The organism is Ulvibacter sp. 2305UL32-6, assembly GCF_058148545.1.
This window is the reverse complement of record NZ_JBYVKA010000002.1, coordinates 240,494-258,663: the sequence shown is the minus strand read 5'-3', so window position 1 is coordinate 258,663 and position 18,170 is coordinate 240,494. Positions and strand designations below refer to the sequence as shown.

17 protein-coding genes are annotated in these 18,170 nt (G+C 38.9%); 12 read left to right on the top strand and 5 right to left on the bottom strand.

Features of this window, described 5'->3' with window-relative positions; genetic code table 11:
- Positions 1-5 precede the first annotated feature (5 nt).
- Complete coding sequence (locus tag ACY2RU_RS06935; protein ID WP_490137708.1) at positions 6-617, bottom strand: hypothetical protein; 612 nt, start codon at positions 615-617, stop codon at positions 6-8.
- 102 nt (positions 618-719) lie between these two features.
- Between ACY2RU_RS06935 and ACY2RU_RS06930 the strand changes: the two genes are divergently transcribed.
- From ACY2RU_RS06930 to ACY2RU_RS06920, 3 genes are all read left to right on the top strand, one after another.
- Complete coding sequence (locus ACY2RU_RS06930; protein ID WP_490137707.1) at positions 720-2,075, top strand: DEAD/DEAH box helicase; 1,356 nt, start codon at positions 720-722, stop codon at positions 2,073-2,075.
- A 149-nt stretch (positions 2,076-2,224) separates the two neighbouring features.
- A complete protein-coding gene (locus ACY2RU_RS06925; protein WP_490137706.1) occupies positions 2,225-3,916 on the top strand; it encodes a T9SS type A sorting domain-containing protein in 1,692 nt (563 codons plus the stop codon).
- 158 nt (positions 3,917-4,074) lie between these two features.
- On the top strand, positions 4,075-4,581 hold the full coding sequence (locus ACY2RU_RS06920; protein ID WP_490137705.1) for an EF-hand domain-containing protein: 507 nt from the start codon (positions 4,075-4,077) through the stop codon (positions 4,579-4,581).
- Between the two features lie 86 nt (positions 4,582-4,667).
- On the opposite strand, the gene ACY2RU_RS06915 is transcribed toward ACY2RU_RS06920, so the two are convergent.
- The gene (locus ACY2RU_RS06915) at positions 4,668-6,581 is read right to left on the bottom strand and encodes a peroxidase family protein (RefSeq protein ID WP_490137704.1); all 1,914 of its coding nucleotides are present in this window, start codon (positions 6,579-6,581) and stop codon (positions 4,668-4,670) included.
- Between the two features lie 238 nt (positions 6,582-6,819).
- On the opposite strand from ACY2RU_RS06915, the gene ACY2RU_RS06910 reads away from it, so the two are divergent.
- From ACY2RU_RS06910 to ACY2RU_RS06900, 3 genes are all read left to right on the top strand, one after another.
- A complete protein-coding gene (locus ACY2RU_RS06910) occupies positions 6,820-7,146 on the top strand; it encodes a hypothetical protein (protein WP_490137703.1) in 327 nt (108 codons plus the stop codon).
- A gap of 196 nt (positions 7,147-7,342) precedes the next feature.
- The gene (locus tag ACY2RU_RS06905; RefSeq protein ID WP_490137702.1) at positions 7,343-7,774 is read left to right on the top strand and encodes a PepSY-like domain-containing protein; all 432 of its coding nucleotides are present in this window, start codon (positions 7,343-7,345) and stop codon (positions 7,772-7,774) included.
- 240 nt (positions 7,775-8,014) lie between these two features.
- The gene (locus ACY2RU_RS06900) at positions 8,015-9,895 is read left to right on the top strand and encodes a CocE/NonD family hydrolase (RefSeq protein WP_490137701.1); all 1,881 of its coding nucleotides are present in this window, start codon (positions 8,015-8,017) and stop codon (positions 9,893-9,895) included.
- Between the two features lie 92 nt (positions 9,896-9,987).
- Here the strand turns inward: ACY2RU_RS06900 and ACY2RU_RS06895 are convergent, their stop codons facing one another.
- Positions 9,988-10,221: a YtxH domain-containing protein gene (locus tag ACY2RU_RS06895; RefSeq protein ID WP_490137700.1), complete on the bottom strand. Its 234-nt coding sequence runs from the start codon at positions 10,219-10,221 to the stop codon at positions 9,988-9,990.
- Positions 10,222-10,510: 289 nt separating this feature from the next.
- Here ACY2RU_RS06895 and msrB point away from each other — a divergent pair, with 289 nt between their 5' ends.
- From msrB to ACY2RU_RS06870, 5 genes are all read left to right on the top strand, one after another.
- Positions 10,511-10,969 (top strand): peptide-methionine (R)-S-oxide reductase MsrB, encoded by a 459-nt coding sequence (msrB, locus tag ACY2RU_RS06890; protein WP_490137699.1) that lies wholly within the window; start codon positions 10,511-10,513, stop codon positions 10,967-10,969.
- Positions 10,969-11,508, top strand: coding sequence for a peptide-methionine (S)-S-oxide reductase MsrA (msrA, locus tag ACY2RU_RS06885; protein ID WP_490137698.1), 540 nt, complete (start codon positions 10,969-10,971; stop codon positions 11,506-11,508). The genes msrB and msrA overlap by 1 nt, the downstream gene beginning before the upstream one ends.
- 21 nt (positions 11,509-11,529) lie before the next feature.
- A complete protein-coding gene (locus tag ACY2RU_RS06880; RefSeq protein WP_490137697.1) occupies positions 11,530-11,877 on the top strand; it encodes a peptide methionine sulfoxide reductase in 348 nt (115 codons plus the stop codon).
- Complete coding sequence (locus ACY2RU_RS06875) at positions 11,874-13,013, top strand: MBL fold metallo-hydrolase (RefSeq protein ID WP_490137696.1); 1,140 nt, start codon at positions 11,874-11,876, stop codon at positions 13,011-13,013. The genes ACY2RU_RS06880 and ACY2RU_RS06875 overlap by 4 nt, the downstream gene beginning before the upstream one ends.
- Positions 13,014-13,112: 99 nt before the next feature.
- Positions 13,113-15,950, top strand: a complete 2,838-nt coding sequence (locus tag ACY2RU_RS06870; protein WP_490137695.1) for a M16 family metallopeptidase — start codon at positions 13,113-13,115, stop codon at positions 15,948-15,950.
- Positions 15,951-16,004: 54 nt separating this feature from the next.
- On the opposite strand, the gene ACY2RU_RS06865 is transcribed toward ACY2RU_RS06870, so the two are convergent.
- Together ACY2RU_RS06865 and ACY2RU_RS06860 are read right to left on the bottom strand one after the other, a co-directional pair.
- The gene (locus ACY2RU_RS06865; protein WP_490137694.1) at positions 16,005-16,601 is read right to left on the bottom strand and encodes a hypothetical protein; all 597 of its coding nucleotides are present in this window, start codon (positions 16,599-16,601) and stop codon (positions 16,005-16,007) included.
- Positions 16,602-16,612: 11 nt separating this feature from the next.
- On the bottom strand, positions 16,613-17,170 hold the full coding sequence (locus tag ACY2RU_RS06860) for a YceI family protein (protein WP_490137693.1): 558 nt from the start codon (positions 17,168-17,170) through the stop codon (positions 16,613-16,615).
- Positions 17,171-17,283: 113 nt separating this feature from the next.
- Between ACY2RU_RS06860 and ACY2RU_RS06855 the strand changes: the two genes are divergently transcribed.
- Positions 17,284-18,150 carry a winged helix-turn-helix domain-containing protein gene (locus tag ACY2RU_RS06855; RefSeq protein WP_490137692.1) on the top strand — a complete coding sequence of 289 codons (867 nt, stop codon included), beginning with the start codon at positions 17,284-17,286 and terminating at the stop codon, positions 18,148-18,150.
- Positions 18,151-18,170: the final 20 nt, after the last annotated feature.

Below are 18,170 nucleotides of genomic sequence, written 5' to 3'. Positions count from 1 at the left end.
GAGGGCTATTCGTTTAGTTTTTCTAATAAAGTATCGTAGTCAGATATATTTCCGTAGATACTTCCTTGAATGCTGAAAACAGGATTTGTTAATTCTTCAATTGTAGTTCCTGTACCAACAAATGATCCAGCTAACTGCTTTTCTATTTCAGGTTTTTCTACAAGATCGTGTAATGTATAGCGATACGGACTCGCATTTAAGCTAGCCACAATGGTATCACAAGTAACGCAATTACGTGTAAGATAAACAGTAAGAGGCTTCTTAGGGTCAATTTTTACAAGATCAAAAGGTTTACGTAATGCGCGTCTAGACAAGCTGTCGTTTGCAGTGATCTTTGCAGTATAAACAGGTTGTTGTTTTTTATTGACCATCAAATTAAGCATGTGTACTTTTGATGTCGCTGGTACGCGAACCATACGAGGTTTTGATTTACTCTGTCTAAAACCAGTACCTTCAACCTCTAACATAACGTCAAGATCGACTAGGTTTTCATTAACAGCGTAGAGCATGAGGCGATTTGCCACACGTTCTTCTTCAATTTTGATCTCTTTTTCTTGTGAAAAAACGGTGTTAGTTGTAGCTAATAGGACAACTGCGAGAAGTATATTCTTAATCATACGAGGAAATTTTTAAAACCGTAAATGTACATAATATATTATACTTTTTAGACACATTCGCTTTATACCCAATAGTTGACGTACCTTTGCCAAAATTTCTTTATGCAAACCTTTAAGGACCTTAACTTAAACAAACAACTTCAGTACGGAATAGACGATCTTGGCTTTGAATCTCCAACGCCTATTCAAGAGCGGGCTTTTTCTGTAGTTCGAGCGGGTAAAGACGTTGTGGGAATAGCGCAAACAGGAACAGGTAAGACCCTGGGGTATATGCTTCCTATATTACAAGATCTAAAGTTTTCAAAACAAGATGATCCACGCGTATTAGTGTTGGTTCCTACCCGTGAATTAGTTGTTCAGGTTGTTGAAGAGATCGAAAAATTTGCTAAATATCTCTCAGTGCGAACTATTGGTGTCTATGGAGGAACAAATATTAATACCCAAAAGAAAGAAGTAGCCCAAGGCTGTGACATCGTAGTAGCTACTCCGGGACGCTTGTATGATCTTGCTGTGAGTCGTACACTTCAGCTAAAATCAATTAAGAAACTAGTTATTGACGAAGTTGATGTCATGCTTGATCTGGGTTTCCGTTTTCAACTTACAAACATTTTTGATCTTCTGCCAAAAAAACGACAAAACATCATGTTTTCTGCAACCATGACCGATGATGTCGAGGCACTTATTAATGATTTTTTTACGGTGCCAGAGAAAATCGCAGTAGCTGTTAGTGGAACACCTTTAGAAAATATTTCGCAGCAGGCCTACGAGGTTACCAATTTTTATACAAAAGCGAATTTATTAGTTCATTTACTTCGGAATACAGACGAATTCACCAAAGTCTTGGTGTTCGTGTCTAATAAGCGTAGTGCCGACCGTCTCTTTGAAGTAGTCGACGAATTTTATGGTTCCGAAGCATGTGTAATACACTCCAACAAATCACAAAATTACAGATTGCGTTCAATCAACCAGTTTAACGAAGGAAAGAATAGGATCTTGATTGCAACTGATGTGATGGCGCGCGGTATGGATTTAGACTTAATTACCCATGTGATCAACTTTGATACGCCAAAATATCCTGAAAATTACATGCACCGCATTGGTAGAACCGGACGGGCAGAGGCAGAAGGAACCTCTATCCTTTTTTATACCGAATTTGAAACGCCTCTAAAAGAAGCGATTGAAGGCCTTATGAATTATAAAATTCCGTTGAGAGAATTTCCTTCGGAAGTGGAACATTCCAAACGCCTTACACCCGAAGAGCAACCTAAGGTCTTTGAACCAGATAATCCTCATAAACAAACGGCCGAAGACGTTCCGGGGCCTAGTTTTCACGAAAAGAGTGAGAAAAATCAAAAGACCAATCAAGGTGGATCTTACCAATATAAGATCGCTAAAAAATATAAAAAACCGAAGACGAAAGGCGACAAGAATTACAACAAACGTAATAAACGAAAGTAATCATAAGTTTTTCTTGCGAACTACTTCGAAGATTTCGTTTGAACAAAGAAGTTTTCTGCTGCTTCTTATCGGCATTTACTCAAAACTGTCATATAAATTGTACATTTAGGTGAAATTTTAAAATTCAACCACCTAAATATCTGACTGTTATGAGATGTCTACTTTATTTCTTTGTCTTAGGATTGCTTCTGCCGTTTAACTTGTACTCACAAGGCCTTACCGACGAACAATTTCAACAAGTACACAATGAGGTCATTAATGATCCTTATATTCCTGTAGATCGTGCTAGCATGCCGAAAGGTCCTGCATATAATGCGAGCGGAATTAATTTTTATACAAGACAAGTAAATATTGACGCAAACGGTGATAACATATTAAATGATGCGGCTAACGAACCCTCATTGGCCGTTGATCCTACCAATTTAGACCGCATTGTGGTTGGCTGGCGACAGTTTGATGACATTGGTAGTGACTTTAGACAAGCTGGCTACGGATATACCACGGATGGGACAAGCTTTACATTTCCAGGCGTTTTAGATCCTGGTAACTTTCGCTCAGATCCTGTGTTAGATTTTGATAAAGATGGAAATTTCTACTATAACAGTTTGCAAAGCGGCTTCCCATGCGATGTATGGGCTATTGAAGACGGCGGCGTTGTATGGAGCCCGCCTGTTGCGGCCAATGGTGGAGATAAACAGTGGATGCGTATAGATCGTTCCAACTCTATTGGTTCTGGAAATAATTATTCGTATTGGAGTAGCAACTTTACTACGTGTTCTAATGACGGAAATTTCACCCGCTCAACCGATACAGCTGATAGTTTTGAAGATTGCGTACTTGTTGATGGAGATCCTGCGTGGGGTACATTAGCAGTTGATCGAAACGGTGATTTATATGTGGTTGGTTTTATTAATGCTACAGGTTTTGCTGTGGTTAAATCAACTACGGCAAAAGATGCTATGAGTACGCCCGTTACTTTTGACTCGGTTAATTTTGTTGATCTCGATGGGAACCCTAGCTATTTTGAACCCATCAATCCATCTGGTTTGCTTGGTCAAAGCTGGGTTGATGTTGATATTTCAAGTGGTCCCGGACAAGATAATGTATATGTACTGTCTACTGTCGCGCGTTTGTCAAATAGTGATCCAGCCGATGTTATGTTTGCACGCAGCACCGATGGCGGGAGTACTTTTGAATCACCTGTTAGAATCAATACAGACAGCGGAACGACCAATTATCAATGGTTTGGAACAATGGCTGTTGCACCCAACGGACGTATAGATGTCATTTGGTTAGATACTCGTGATAACCCAGGCACATTTTTATCGCGTTTATATTATTCGTTTTCTGAAGATCAAGGAACCACATGGTCACCAAATACGCCTATTTCCGAAGCATTTGACCCAAATATTGGCTATCCTGTTCAGCAAAAAATGGGGGATTATTTTGATATGAAAAGCGATAATGATTTTGCACATGTAGCATGGTGCGGAACGTTTACTGGCGGACAAGACGTTTACTATACTAGAATTTCGCCAGAAGGTATTTTAAATATTGATGATGTCTATGACACAAAGAATGCACTTAGTATTGTCCCCAATCCATTTAACGACCAAACAACAATTTCCTTTACTTTAAAACGACAAACGAAAACAACTGTAGAAGTATACGACGTTCTTGGAAAGCGAGTTAATAAATTGCTCGATGATGTGGTATCCAACAAACAAGAACTTACTTGGGATGGTACAAACGAGCAGGGCGCAAAATTGGCTAGCGGTATTTACTTTATTCGATTAAAAGCCGAAGGAACTACTCAAACGCTGCGGGCTGTTTTACGATAGTAAAATTTTTGAATAATCATAAAAGGGCCTGTATATACGGGCTTTTTTTATTTCTGAAAAACACGTAGTCTGAGTGTATTATCCTTAGCTTTTCTTTTATTTCCGAAGGAAAACCAAATAAACGTAGTCTAATTAGTATAACATTAAAATTTATTGCTATGAAAAAACAAATGTATATTAAGACTATAGCTTTCGGATTATTAACTTTCTTCTTTAGTCAAAGTGGAATTAGTCAGGAAACTAGAAAAATGGAAAACAAAGAGCGACCTACTCCCGAAAAGATCATGGAGAAGATGGATGCGAATAAAGATGCAATGCTTACAGAAGATGAGGCAAAAGGACCTTTAAAAAAACACTTTGCTAAGATCGATGCCAACCAAGATGGTTCACTTTCTATGGAAGAGTTAAAAGCAATACCTAAACGTGATAAAAAAGGTAGAGGCCATGGAAAACGCAAGGGAAATCAACCTTCACCTGAAAAGATCATGGAAAAGTTAGATGCCAATAAGGACGCAAAACTTTCTAAGGATGAGGCAAAAGGACCTTTAAGCAAGAATTTCGGTAAAATTGATACTGATGAGGACGGTTATCTGACTCTTGAAGAGTTAAAGAAAGTTCCGAAGCGCAATTTTAAAGGAAAAAGAAAGCAAAAATCAGATCGTTAATGATAACATTTCATTTTTAGAAGACGAACTTGTATAAAAAAGCCACTTTAATATAAAGTGGCTTTTTTTTTGTGTTTACAGCAATTTTACTTTTGTTTGATCAGTTTTAATTGTCCGTTGCCATTATCAGATTTTAGGCTAATGACGTACAAACCGCTTGCTAATTTATCGCTTAGTTCAAAGTTCAGTTCGTTACGTCCTTTGTTAAGTGTAACTTTTTCTTCGCTTACCAAAATTCCAGAAACATCCCAAATACTTAATGTTGCGCTTGAGGGTCTTGAGGTGTCTATAACCAAATTAAAGTACTTCTGAACTGGGTTCGGGTAGGCTGTCAATTTTATATTGCGAATCTCCGGAAATGGAAATAACTCCACGGCAAGTTGATCCCGAGGTACAGCTATAAAGACATTTTCTTGTAAGGTTTCAATGCTAGTGTTTCGTAAGATAACTTCAGAAAGCTTAGTGTTTTTGATCATTGCAATATCGTCGGCAGATAGGGCAGGATCGTTTTCGTAATAATATCGGTCACCATCTCTTAAAAAACCAAACTGCATATTGAGGATGGTATTTAACCCTTCTCCCATAAGTGCATTGGGCAGGTGATCTTCACTCATAAAACCAATCCACGGATCCACATCATTAATATCGCTATAAACCGTTTGTAATCGCGCTCTTAAGTCGGCGTCTGATGTTAGATCAGTAAAATCATTATGTGGTGTAAGAAACAAGTCACCGCGAATGGTGTTGTAATCGGGGAGACCACGTTCACGCGCTCGAGCCAAATTCACAGAAAGAAGATCAATTCCACCGGCTCCTGGAGGGCCAAATAGAAAATTTCGAATATCGTCCATGATCATCGGATCTACAAACTGGTGTTCTTGTGCGGCTAAACCTCTAAAAAAAGGTTCAACACCACCTTCATCTTTTAATATTAGAGGATTAAAGAAACCATCGCGTAGATCAACTGCTCCAAAAGACCAATCGCTTCCGTCTTCTTCATAGCGAACTAATCTTCCGTTGATCATCGTATGGCCAAAGCGATAAGCGGCAGCTGAAAAAGTATTGAGTATATTGGGCTCTACAGCCGAATTATATCCAGTATACGTGTCTAAAATAACGCCAATACTTGGTAAAAACTCTTCGTAGGTGACGGCTTGAATGATTCCACCAACGATCTTACGAGCTCTCTGATACAATTCCTCGTCAGTCCAGCCTGGATGTGCGGCTTTTAATTGATCACATTGCCAATTATGCTCTCTTACCATTAGGTTGTGGAATGCCATTAGACCTGGTTGCTCATTGATACGTACATCACCACCAACAAAAAATTTATCGGGTAGGGGAAAACCATCCAAGACCATAAAAGGAGCACTTGGGTCAATGGCGCTATCAAATTCTCCATCAATCGTATTCCAAGGAAGGAGACCATCAGCAGAAACTTTTAACTTTCCATCTATATTACTGCGCAACCAATCAGCCCGTTCTTGAGTGCTTCCATAGACACCGGAGCCATCAATAAAACTGGTTATTTCATTTACATGGCGTCTAGGGTTTGATATATCGCTTCCTGAAGTAGGATCGGAGATAGAGCGAAACATGCGTATAGTTGCTGTTCCTGTGCAGGCCGGATCAAAAAGTGGTTCGCAGGCTGGTACTGGGATATCGTTTATTTCGGAAGGTTCATCATCATTTAAATTGATATCATGATCAATAAACTGACCCCAACCCCAAACAAAATCGCTTAGGCCTAGTTCATTTGCAAGAAATTCAGTCTGACTCGAAATAGCATTGCTAATAACTCTCGGGTTTTCACGAAACTCACCTCCTGGACTACTTATTTGGTCGGCGAAGCCGTTTGTTGTATAATTTCTAAAGTTGGTGGGCGCAGAACCCCATTCAGGATTGGCAACATTATTCCCTACACCATCATAGGTTCGGTTTTCTTGAGCAATAGCAACGTTTGCTATAATAAGCGCAAGAAGTAAAGTAATTTTTTTCATAATTTCGTGAATTTATAGGGCGAGACGGTTTTGGTTAGTCAAGATGTTTTGTGGTGCTAAATATAGTATTTTATATCTTTTTGATAAAACTTAGTTGTCAATATTGCCCGAAATGCCATGTTTTTAACTTTTTGAACCTCAGCTTAGTGTAAACGAATAAAACATGGTATTTTTGAATTAACTTAAACATAAAAATAGACTTATGACTATAATTAAATACTTCCTATTAATAGTTGTGGTGTTCACGACAGTTGCCTGTTCTTCTTCGAAAAGTAAAGAAAAGATGGCCGAAGAAACGGCAAAGGTGGAGTCTAAATTGATAGATAGTATGATGAAAGCGGGATATAGTCAAGGGATAATTGTCTATTCAGATAAGGAGGGCGATTGTGCCTATACTATTCTTATGGAAAAGGATGCCAGTCTCATGTATGATCCACAAAATTTAGATCCGCTATTTCAAAATAACGGTCAGAAAGTATGGTTTACATTTCATCCTCTGCGTATGCCAAACCGTTGTGATAAAGCAAACCCTGTTAACATCAGTGATATCAAAGTGAGGGAGTAGAGCGTAATCCTATTGCGTCATTCTTTTATATATCAATAAAATTTCCCCCTTTTTATTTAAATACAATTGGAAATTATAGAAAGTCTTGCCCCTATATCAAAGGAGCGAAGCCTTCTAAGAATTTCTTGACGTTTTTTTAAGACTTTTTTGGCTGAGTTTGTCTTCGGAAGGTCATATATTATTACAAATTAACGTTATGAAATCACTAGTAGTAAGTATCATTCTTTTATTTTCTTTTTACTTCGGAAGTTGCCAAGAAGGCACACAGACCGAAACGCCTTCCGCAGTAAAAGAAACTTTTAAAAATCTATATCCCGGTGAAAATGATCCCGATTGGCATCTAGATGCCCATGGAAACTACGAATCTAATTTTAAGATCGAAGGAATTAAATATCGCGCAGATTTTGCGCCATCAGGGGAATGGATCGAAACCGAAAGTAGTATTGATGTTAAAGAACTGCCTAAAGTAATCCAAGATCGTATAAAAAAGGAGTATGGTGATTATGAAATTACCGAAGTGGAGCGTGTAGAACACGCCACTAAAGGATTATTCTTTGATGTTGAATTCAAACAAAAAGGTAAAAACAAAGACGTCGAATTTTCTCCTTCCGGGGAAATATTAAACTAAAAAAGTCTTGTCTTATAGTTTAATTCTAAGTTCACCTGTATATGTGTTTTATCAAAAAAGTAGACACTTCAACTATTTTTTTAATTTGATTTTGTAGGAAAAAACTTAAAATTTAATGATTTCAATTGTTGCCTTTGTGGGAGTGCTTTTTCTTCGGAAGTAAAAGATATTAGAAAGCGCTCTACTCAATAAACACAAATTATAAGTACCTTTAAAGACCAATTAACTAAGCAGTTTCCTATGAAAACAGTTAAAAATTACTTTTCACTCTTATTATTCCTTTTGTCGACGAGTTTTATCTACGCACAAGCCGACATTATTTCACAACTCGAAGAAATCGCGATTGTTGATCAAAAAGTTATGATGCCTATGCGCGACGGGGTTCGTCTTGCAACCGATATCTACAGACCTAAGACTAGCGGTAAAGTACCCATCATTTTTTCGCGAACACCGTATAATTTTAATACATGGGGAGATGGAGAACAAAGAACCCGTACCGCTGAACGAGCCTATGAAGCCGTAAAACGAGGCTATGCGTATGTTGTTCAAAATGAACGCGGACGATACTATTCGGAAGGAGAATGGGATATTTTAGGTGTTCCGTTAACCGACGGATACGACGCCTTTACTTGGATGAAAGATCAATCATGGTCAAATGGTAAAATTGGAACATTAGGTTGTTCGTCTACCGCCGAATGGCAAATGGCCGTTGCCGCTCTAGATCATCCCTCGCACGCTGCAATGGTTCCACAAGGGTATGGTGCTGGCGTTGGTGTTGTTGGTGACTACTACGAACAGGGTAACTGGTATCGGGGAGGTGCTGAGCAATTGTTATTCTTTTCTTGGTTATATAGCGTTGAACACGATAAATTTAAGCCTCGTATTCCGAAAGGAGCAACCCAAGAAGACCTTATTCGGATCAGTCGCTTTTATGACCTAGCACCCGAAAATCCAGAAATTGATATGGCTGAGGCCATGAAGCATCTTCCTATTAGCGATATGCTACAAAACATGCATGGGAAAAGAGAGATCTTTGATAAAATGGTAAAACGCAAACCTAACGATAAGGAGTGGTTTGAAGGCGGACTCTATCACGATACAATGGATTTTGGAGTTCCGAGCTTCTGGTTCGCATCCTGGTATGATGTTTCTATTAGTCCGAATCTAGCATTATTTAATCATGTTCGTACGAATGCAAAGACCCAAGAACTTCGTGATAACCAGTATCTCGTCATTGCGCCTACCTTACATTGTGGATACACTCGGGCAACAGAAAATACGATCGTTGGAGAACGCAGTGTTGGTGATGCGCGCTTAAACTATGAGGAACAGATCTATATGTGGTTTGACCTTTGGCTTAAAGACCAAAAAAATAACTTTAAAGAAACAACACCACGCGTTCAATATTATACCATGGGAAGCAACAAGTGGCAGTCGGCAGACGAATGGCCACCCAAGGATACCGAAATGACAACGTATTATTTAGACAGTAAAGGGAGTGCCAATAGTTTCTTCGGAAATGGAAAATTAACAAAGAATAAGCCCTCCAAAGATAATCCAGACACCTTTACATATGATCCCATGAATCCGGTACCATCGCATGGTGGTAATGTTTGTTGCACCGGAAACGCAGTTGAGGGAGGTTCTTTCGATCAACAACAAATGGAAACACGGAATGATATTCTAGTTTATACGACAGATGTTCTTGAAGAAGGCACGGAAATAAGCGGATTTATAGAATCGACGCTGTATGTTTCTTCAGATGCGAAAGACACCGATTTTACCATTAAGCTTATCGATGTATATCCTGATGGAAGAGCGTACAATTTAGACGAGACGATTCAACGTGTGCGATACAGAGAGGGCTACGACAAAGAAGTATTTATGAAAAAAGGAGAGGTTTACAAAGTAGATCTTACACCTATGTCAACGAGTAATTATTTCGAAAAGGGACATCGTATCCGCATTGAGATCTCTAGTAGTAATTTTCCGCGTTTCGCGCGAAATCTCAACACAGGAGGAGATAATTACAATGAATCTGAAAGTGTTGTTGCCCAAAATAGCGTACATCATTCAAGCAAATTCCCTTCGTTGATACGTTTGCCGATAATGAAAAACTAATCACTTATAAGGTGAAAACTTATTGACGCTGTAAATGAAACAAAAAAAAATCCCGCTTTTGGCGGGATTTTTACTACTCCTAACTATAGTTATTAGCTAGCGATGTCTTTTGCGTGTTTTTTCGCGCTGTTTTTAAGTTGATCGTATTTCTCTGAGATTGTCATCTCTACGTCTGCAACAGATTCTTTGATCTTATCACCTGTCTTATTAAGTTTTGCTTTCATAGCATCTTTTTCCTCTTGACTCATGTTTCTATACTTCCAATATGCGAAAGCTCCACCTGCTAATCCTATAAGTGCCAAAATACCTTTTCCTTTGTTGTTCATGATTGTTTAAGTTTAATTGTTATTATGATAGATATATAGCAAATCACGAGCCAATTTATGTACTGTCAGAGAACTTTAATAAATCTTTAAGTATTTAAGACAGTCTACAAAATATTTTGTGTTTTCCTTGGGAAATTTGCCTGTAAGTATGTGATGCTTTGTCGGTCTAATACTGAACAAAACTCATCATTGTCAGATGCTAAAATGGCGTTAATGTGCGAAACCTTTAAACAGTTTCGCTACGCTTTTAGCTATCTTAGTCTAATAAATAGAGGAAACGAATTTACATATGCTTACTTGGAAAAATATTATCGACTTTACGGTTAACGGAAACCCAAAACCAGACCGCCGCGTTGAAAAAACAGACGCCGAATGGCAACGTCAATTAACACCCGAACAATATAGAATAACACGTCATAAAGGTACCGAAGCTCCTCATAGTGGCGCTCTTTGTAGCATTTATGATGATGGCATCTACAATTGTGTATGTTGTGGTACTCCCTTGTTTGATTCTACCATTAAATTCAGTTCGAGCAGTGGATGGCCCAGTTTTACGCAGCCCATTCAAGAAAATGCAATTAAATATGTAAAAGATGTTTCCTTTGGAATGGTACGTGTTGAGGTACTTTGTAACACTTGCGATGCACATTTAGGTCATATTTTTCCAGACGGACCAGAACCTAGCGGTTTGCGCTATTGTATTAATTCTGAATCAATGACCATACAAACTGTAAAGAAAGAAAACTAATGGAAGAAAATAATCTTGACACAATGATTGTTGGTGGTGGTTGCTTTTGGTGTACCGAAGCGGTTTTTGCTGAAGTAAAAGGCGTAACCGAAGTAATTTCAGGATATACAGGCGGAACGGTTCCTGGCAAACCAACCTATCGCGAGATCTGCTCGGGCCTTACTGGCCACGCTGAAGTGGTTCAGGTCACTTTTAACCCTTCCATAGTGAGCTATAAAGATCTGTTGATCATTTTTATGACGACGCATGATCCAACAACACTTAATCGCCAAGGAGCTGATGCTGGCACGCAATATCGTTCGGTGATCTACTATCACAATGAAGCTCAAAAACAAATGGCCCAGACTGTTTTAAATGAGATGAGCCCATATTTTAAACAACCCATCGTGACCGAGATCAGCCCTGTGCAGACGTTTTATAAGGCGGAGCAGGAACACCAAGATTATTACGCGAATAACAGCGAACAAGGCTACTGCAGAGTGGTGATTGATCCGAAATTAGCAAAACTTCGGCAACTGCACGCCGACAAATTGAAGTAACAATAAAAAGCACCTTGCCATTTGAATAAAGGTGTTTTTTTCTTCGGAAGGGTCTTGGAGTCGCGATATACTTTTCCGAAGAAAACAACCAAATTTTTAATGAATTCAGATCTTTTACATTCTGCCATTTTGAAATTGCCGTTAGGATATTCGGAAGGTCGTTACCTCGGAAAACGTTACGGCTTGACTCGTACAGACTTTAATGGCGGGAGAAGTATAAAGGTCTATGCAGAGGCCTTGGGGGATACCGATTTTATTAGCTTTAATTATTATCGTACACAAGCTGAAAATCTACTCAAACCCTGTGAAATGCCAAAAACATTGGTAATTCGTTTTTTGATGGGTTTTGTTGTAATTTCGGACTCTTGAAAACATTAAAAAAATACCTCAAACGCATGTTAATAACGCTCTTGGCGATCCTCGGACTCCTAGTTATTGCTTATTTTCTTTTTGTAAATTTCTATCCCAGTTTTGGTGGAGATGTTTCAGAATCACTAAAAAAAGACTACGCTAAGTCGAATAACTTTAAAGAGGGCAAATTTGTAAATAAAAAAGACGTTCCAAAAGACTTGGGTTTTTCAAAGACCGTTTCCTTGGCCTACACGTTTTTTACCACCAAAGTTCCTAAAGGGCGACCAGAAAATGATTTAAAAGTACAGAAGATCGATTCGGCAGCGGTTTCAGATTATACCCAAGACACCCGACTTATTTGGTTTGGCCATTCGGCATTTTTACTCCAAATGGAAGGAAAAAATATCTTGATAGATCCCATGTTTGGTGATGTAGCAGCGCCACATCCATGGCTAGGTGGCAGTCGATTTAATAAAGAAATGCCCATTGATATTGAAAAGCTACCAAATATTGATGCAGTGATTATTTCACACGATCACTATGATCACTTAGATTATGAATCTATCAACAAACTAAAAGGTAAGGTAAACCATTATTTTGTACCACTTGGTGTTGGCGTTCATCTCTTGGCGTGGGGTATTCCGCAGGAAAAGATCACCGAACTTGATTGGTGGGAGGAAGTCCAATTTGATAGACTTCAATTTGCCTGCACACCAGCTCAGCATTTTTCGGGAAGAAAATTTGGCGGTGCGCAAAGTACGCTTTGGAGTTCATGGGTAATCACTTCAGAAAAAGAACGCATTTTTTTTAGTGGCGACAGCGGTTATGACGATCACTTTACCGCGATTGGCGAAAAATACGGTCCGTTTGACTTTGCAATGCTGGAATGCGGACAATACAATGAATTATGGGCTGATATTCATATGATGCCTGAAGAGACCGCACAAGCCGGTCTTGATCTTAAAGCCAAGGCGATCATGCCTATACATTGGGGCGGATTTAAATTAGCTTTGCATAGCTGGACAGATCCAATTGAGCGAGTTACAAAAAAAGCCGAAGCATTAGGGCTTCCGTTAGTTACACCTGTGATAGGCGAACCAATTGTGCTAGACCAATTACCAAAACCAAACAGTGCTTGGTGGTCACAATTATGATGGAAAAATCGAAAACTGTATGTTTTTTTGAAATAATTCGCTTAAAATTATAGTTATCTTACAATCTTAAACTACTAATAATCAAACTCATTAAGTATTATGAAACCTCTTTTTTTTACAATAGCAATCCTGTTGCTTGTGTTTTGCAGTTCTTGTGAATCACCTTCCGAAGAAAATATGAAAACCACCGAAACCGAATTCAAGTTAGATTACGAAAAATTTAAACTCGATAACGGTTTAGAGGTTATTTTGCATGTAGATAAAAGTGATCCCATAGTAGCAGTCGCAACCGTAATGCATGTAGGTTCGAATCGCGAAAAGCCTGGAAAAACTGGTTTCGCACACTTTTTTGAGCATATGTCGTTTAATGACAGCGAAAATGTTCCCGTGGGGGCCAACCGAAAAATGATCCCAGAATGGGGAGGTAGTAGAAACGGGGGTACTTGGAGCGATGGTACTATTTATTACGAAGTTGTGCCAACCGATGCTTTCGAAAAGATCTTATGGATTGATAGTGACCGTTTCGGTTATATGCTGAATACAGTGACTAAAGAAGCATTAGAGCGTGAAAAGCAAGTAGTAAAAAACGAGAAGCGTCAGCGTGTTGATAATGCGCCATATGGGTATACCGACGAAATCATCAGAAAAAATCTTTATCCTGAAGGTCATCCTTATAGCTGGACCGTAATTGGAGCTTTGCCCGATTTACAGGCAGCAACGCTTGAGGACGTAAAAGAATTTTATAATCAATATTATGGAGCATCTAATGCTTCTTTGGTAATTGCTGGAGATATTGATATTGCTGAAACTAAAGAACTCGTAAAAAAATGGTTTGGTGAGATTCCGAGTGGTCCAGATGTGGCGAAACTTCCGCCTATGCCGGTTACCCTATCTGAAACCAAATCACTGTATTTTAAAGATAACTTTGCCAAGTTACCCGAACTTCGCATGGTTTTTCCAACCGTTGAAAACTACAATAACGACTCGTATGCACTACAAGTGTTGGGACAGTTAATGAGCGGCAGTAAAAAATCTGCTTTGTATAAAAAGATCGTAGAGGAAAAGAAATTGGCTCCCAATGTGAGAACTTATCAAAGTAGTAATGAGCTCGCAGGCGAATTTGTGATTCGAGTGCGGGCCAATGAAGGTGTTGATCTTGATGATGTTCAGCAAGCAATAAATGAAGGTTTTACAGATTTTGAAACCAATGGTTTTACAGATAATGAGTTAGAACGAATTAAAGCCGAACTTGAAACACAAGTCTATTATGGCGTGGCCACTGTGTTAAACAAAGCGTTTCAACTGGTACGGGACAATGAATTTGCAGGCGATCCTGAACAAACGATCAAAGATACCAAGATCATTCAAAACATGACTCGAGACGATGTGATGCGCGTGTATAACAAATACATCAAAAATAAAAACTACGTAATGACCAGCGTTGTACCTAAGGATAGCGCTGAGCTTGCTGTTGCGAATGCAAAAGAAGCGAGTGTTTGGATCGAAGAGGTTGGACAAATGGCGGCCAGCGAAGAAGTAGGGCAGGGCGCTGAAGCTGTTTATGATAAAACGCCTTCTAAATTTGATCGTTCTGAACCTCCTTTTAGAGCTGCACCACTGTTAAAAGTGCCAGAAGTTTGGACTGGAGAACTTAAGAACAAAGTTGCACTCTACGGAATTGAGACCAATGAACTTCCGCTAGTTAATTTTGAACTTACTTTTAAAGGCGGACATTTACTAGATCCAAGTGGAAAAGCAGGATTAGCTGGGTTAACGGCCGATTTGATGAATGAAGGCACTGCGACCAAAACTGCAGCCGAATTGGAAGAGGCGATCGGTTTGTTAGGTTCAAGTATTTCAGTGAATGCAGGCACCGAAGAATTTTATATCAGTGGTAGTTGTCTGTCGCGAAATTTTGAAAAAACGATCGCGTTTGTTGAAGAGATGCTGTTGCAGCCTCGATGGGATGCAACGGAATTTGAGCGATTACAGCAAGAATTACAAACAGCGTTAAAAGGCAGAGAAGCGAACCCGAATGCTATTGCGTCCATTAATTTTAATCAGTTGCTCTACGGAAAAGAGCACCCGTATGGCGTGCCAAACAATGGAACTATTGAAACTACAAAGAACATTAGCCTAGACGATGTCAAAGCGTATTATAATAATTTATCACCCGCCTTGGCAAGTTTTCATGTCGTTGGAGATGTGAGCCCGAAGCGAGTAAAAAGTAGTTTAGAAAGTCTTTCTGAAAAGTGGCAAGGCAGTGATGTCAGCATTCCGAAGAACACGATTCCGCAGCAAGACATCGCTGGAAACCTTTATTTTATTGATGTTCCGGACGCTAAGCAATCAGTTTTATATATCGGAAAGCTCGCTTTATCGGCTGAAGATCCTGATAGTAAGAAGCTAGATTACGCCAATGAAATTTTAGGGGGTGGTTCTAGTGGCCGATTATTTCAAACCTTGCGAATTGAAAAAGGATATACCTATGGGGCTTCTTCGGGTGTGCCTAATAGAACGGATGTAGCGCCTTTTAGAATTGCGTCTAGCGTACGATCGAATGCAACCTTACCATCCTTAGAGATCATTGAAGAAATGGTAACCAACTACGGTGCTGATTTTACGGAAGCCGACGTGGAATTAACCAAAAATAAAGTGGTCAAAGCAAACACCAGAGCCTTTGAATCTTTTGGCGCTAAGTTGAACATGCTAAGTAATATTAGCAAATACAACAAACCTTTAGATTATGTCGATCAGGAGCAACGCCTGTTGATGAATATGACCTTAGCAGATTTTAAAAGCGTTATTGATCAGTACATTGCTGAAAAAGATATGATCTACCTAGTAGTAGGTGACAAAACCACACAATTTTCCGAAGTAAAAAAACTAGGGAAGCCTGTTATTGAGCTAGATATCTACGGAAATGAGCTGGATTAGTGATTTAATGGAATAATGATTTAATTGTTTATACTAAAACTTGGGGTCATGGCACTATTCTGGTGCACAAACACCTTTAAGTAAGGAAATCGTGTTCAGTTTTTGCCAGATGGAATGATCAAACGCTTTGGGTGAAAACCGAAAGACGATGATGTTTCGTTTTGTAGATGCACATAGATATTGCTCGGCTAACAGATATAAGGTCATCATTTTTTGAGCACTAAAGTTATCGAAAGTCCTTACTTTTCCATGATAAACGATCTTGTCTTTTGTACGGGATTTTTCAACCAATAAAGCAGTTGTAGGGAGTTTGGAAGCAATGATAGTGTCTTTCGGAATATTCATGAGTCCGTCAAAGTAACTTGTTAGGTTGTGTTCAAGATCTTTAATAGGGATTTGGTTTTCTTCGGAAACGGACCAAGCAAAAACATACGACCAAAACGCTTCACTTTCGGGTTTTCCCCACTTGGGAGGAAATCGGGCGTCTTCAAACCCTTCCAAAGTCATTTCAGGAGCAAACCGCGTGGGAATATCGAAGGTTTCTTTAGACCATAACGAATCGGCTTCGAGGAGTAAATATTCTTCATTATGCTGCGCTGTAAGCATCAAGAAACACAGTAATGAACTTATTGTAAGAAGGAAAGTTTTCATGATCCAGCTAATTAAAATTGTAAGGTAACGTAAAATTCGATCGCGTCTGAAATAGAATGATTCTTCAGTTTGTTATTATGCGTAATGCCCCATTGGGTACGATCGATCTTGAATTTGGTTTCTAGTGTTTTCTTTACACCATCAGCAGTGGCCCAAAATTCTATTGGTTTTGTTATTCCTTTAATAGTAAGATCGGCTAGCATTTTATGTATGTTTTCATTTGGAAAATACTCGACCGAAGTAATTACCAATTGTGCTTGGGGGAATTTCGGTACATTAAAAAAGTCGGCGTTACGTAAATGTTCTACCGGTCCGATGCCTTGAAGGTAGTCTTCATTTGATATCGTGGTCATGTCAATAACAAAATCACCGCCAATAATAGCGTCGTCAACAACGATCAATCTTCCGTCTTGAAATTGTACCGTGCCTTGGTGTTCACTAAATTGAAACGCATAGGTGCCTTTCCATTTAATTGTGCTCTTTTCGGTATCTAGTTGATGAATTTCTTGATTCTGACCAAAAGCCGTTAAACTGATAAAAAGGATCCATGTAATAAGTAAATGTTGCATATGTTTTATTTTTGATGTAAAACTAGATTTGCAGACTACCAAAAGTGTCAAAAGAATGTAAAAGAAGTGTCAACAGCTGTAAAATCTCACCAAATTGCGTGTTATTTGTACTTATGAAAAAGGAAATTAAACGATGTATATCAGTAATATGCGTTGTGTTCTTATTGCTAATAACGTTTTCTTGTACTTCTGAAAAGGAAGCGACCTTAGATACTCAGCGCGTAAAAGTTGCTTTACGGGCCGTGGGAAATGAATTGTTATTGTCTAATAAAGATTCTACGTCGTTGGTGTTGCCCGTTATACAAAAAGCGGAAAACACTTTTGAACTCACATTTGAAAAACCATTGGCATTCGATCCAACTTCTTTGAATGTTTCCACAAGTACCATATTTAAACAGGCAGAACTTCCTCAAGATTATCTTATAGAAGTCATTCAATGTCATGATGGGGAAGTAGCTTATAGTTATGAAATGTCTGGTCAAACTGAAAAAAACATCATTCCCTGTGGCGGTAGGCTTGTACCAGAAAATTGCTATATCATCAAGGTGATTTTTGGAGCGAAGCCAGTAAGCAAAGCACAGTCGATCCTCTTTTATGTGTTGGTAATGCTTGTTTTGGCGTTTCTCGCTTTTGTATTTTATAGTAGATATAGTGCGTATCATTCCAAAGAAAAGGATAGTGATGCTACTGTATTGGGGAGCTTTCGATTTTATCCTGAACAGAATAAATTGGTAAAACAAGCTATAGATATTCCGCTTTCAAGAAAGGAATGTGAGTTGCTCGCCATCTTTGTAGCCAAACCAAATCAGCTTGTAACCCGCGAAGAACTTACTAAGCAGGTTTGGGAGGATAATGGTGTTATTGTAGGAAGAAGTCTAGACACCTACATTTCTAAACTTCGGAAGAAACTACAAGAAGACGATGCTATCAAACTTACCAATGTACATGGTGTTGGTTATAAATTGGAAGTGGAGGGATAGTTATTGGTTTAATGATCTAA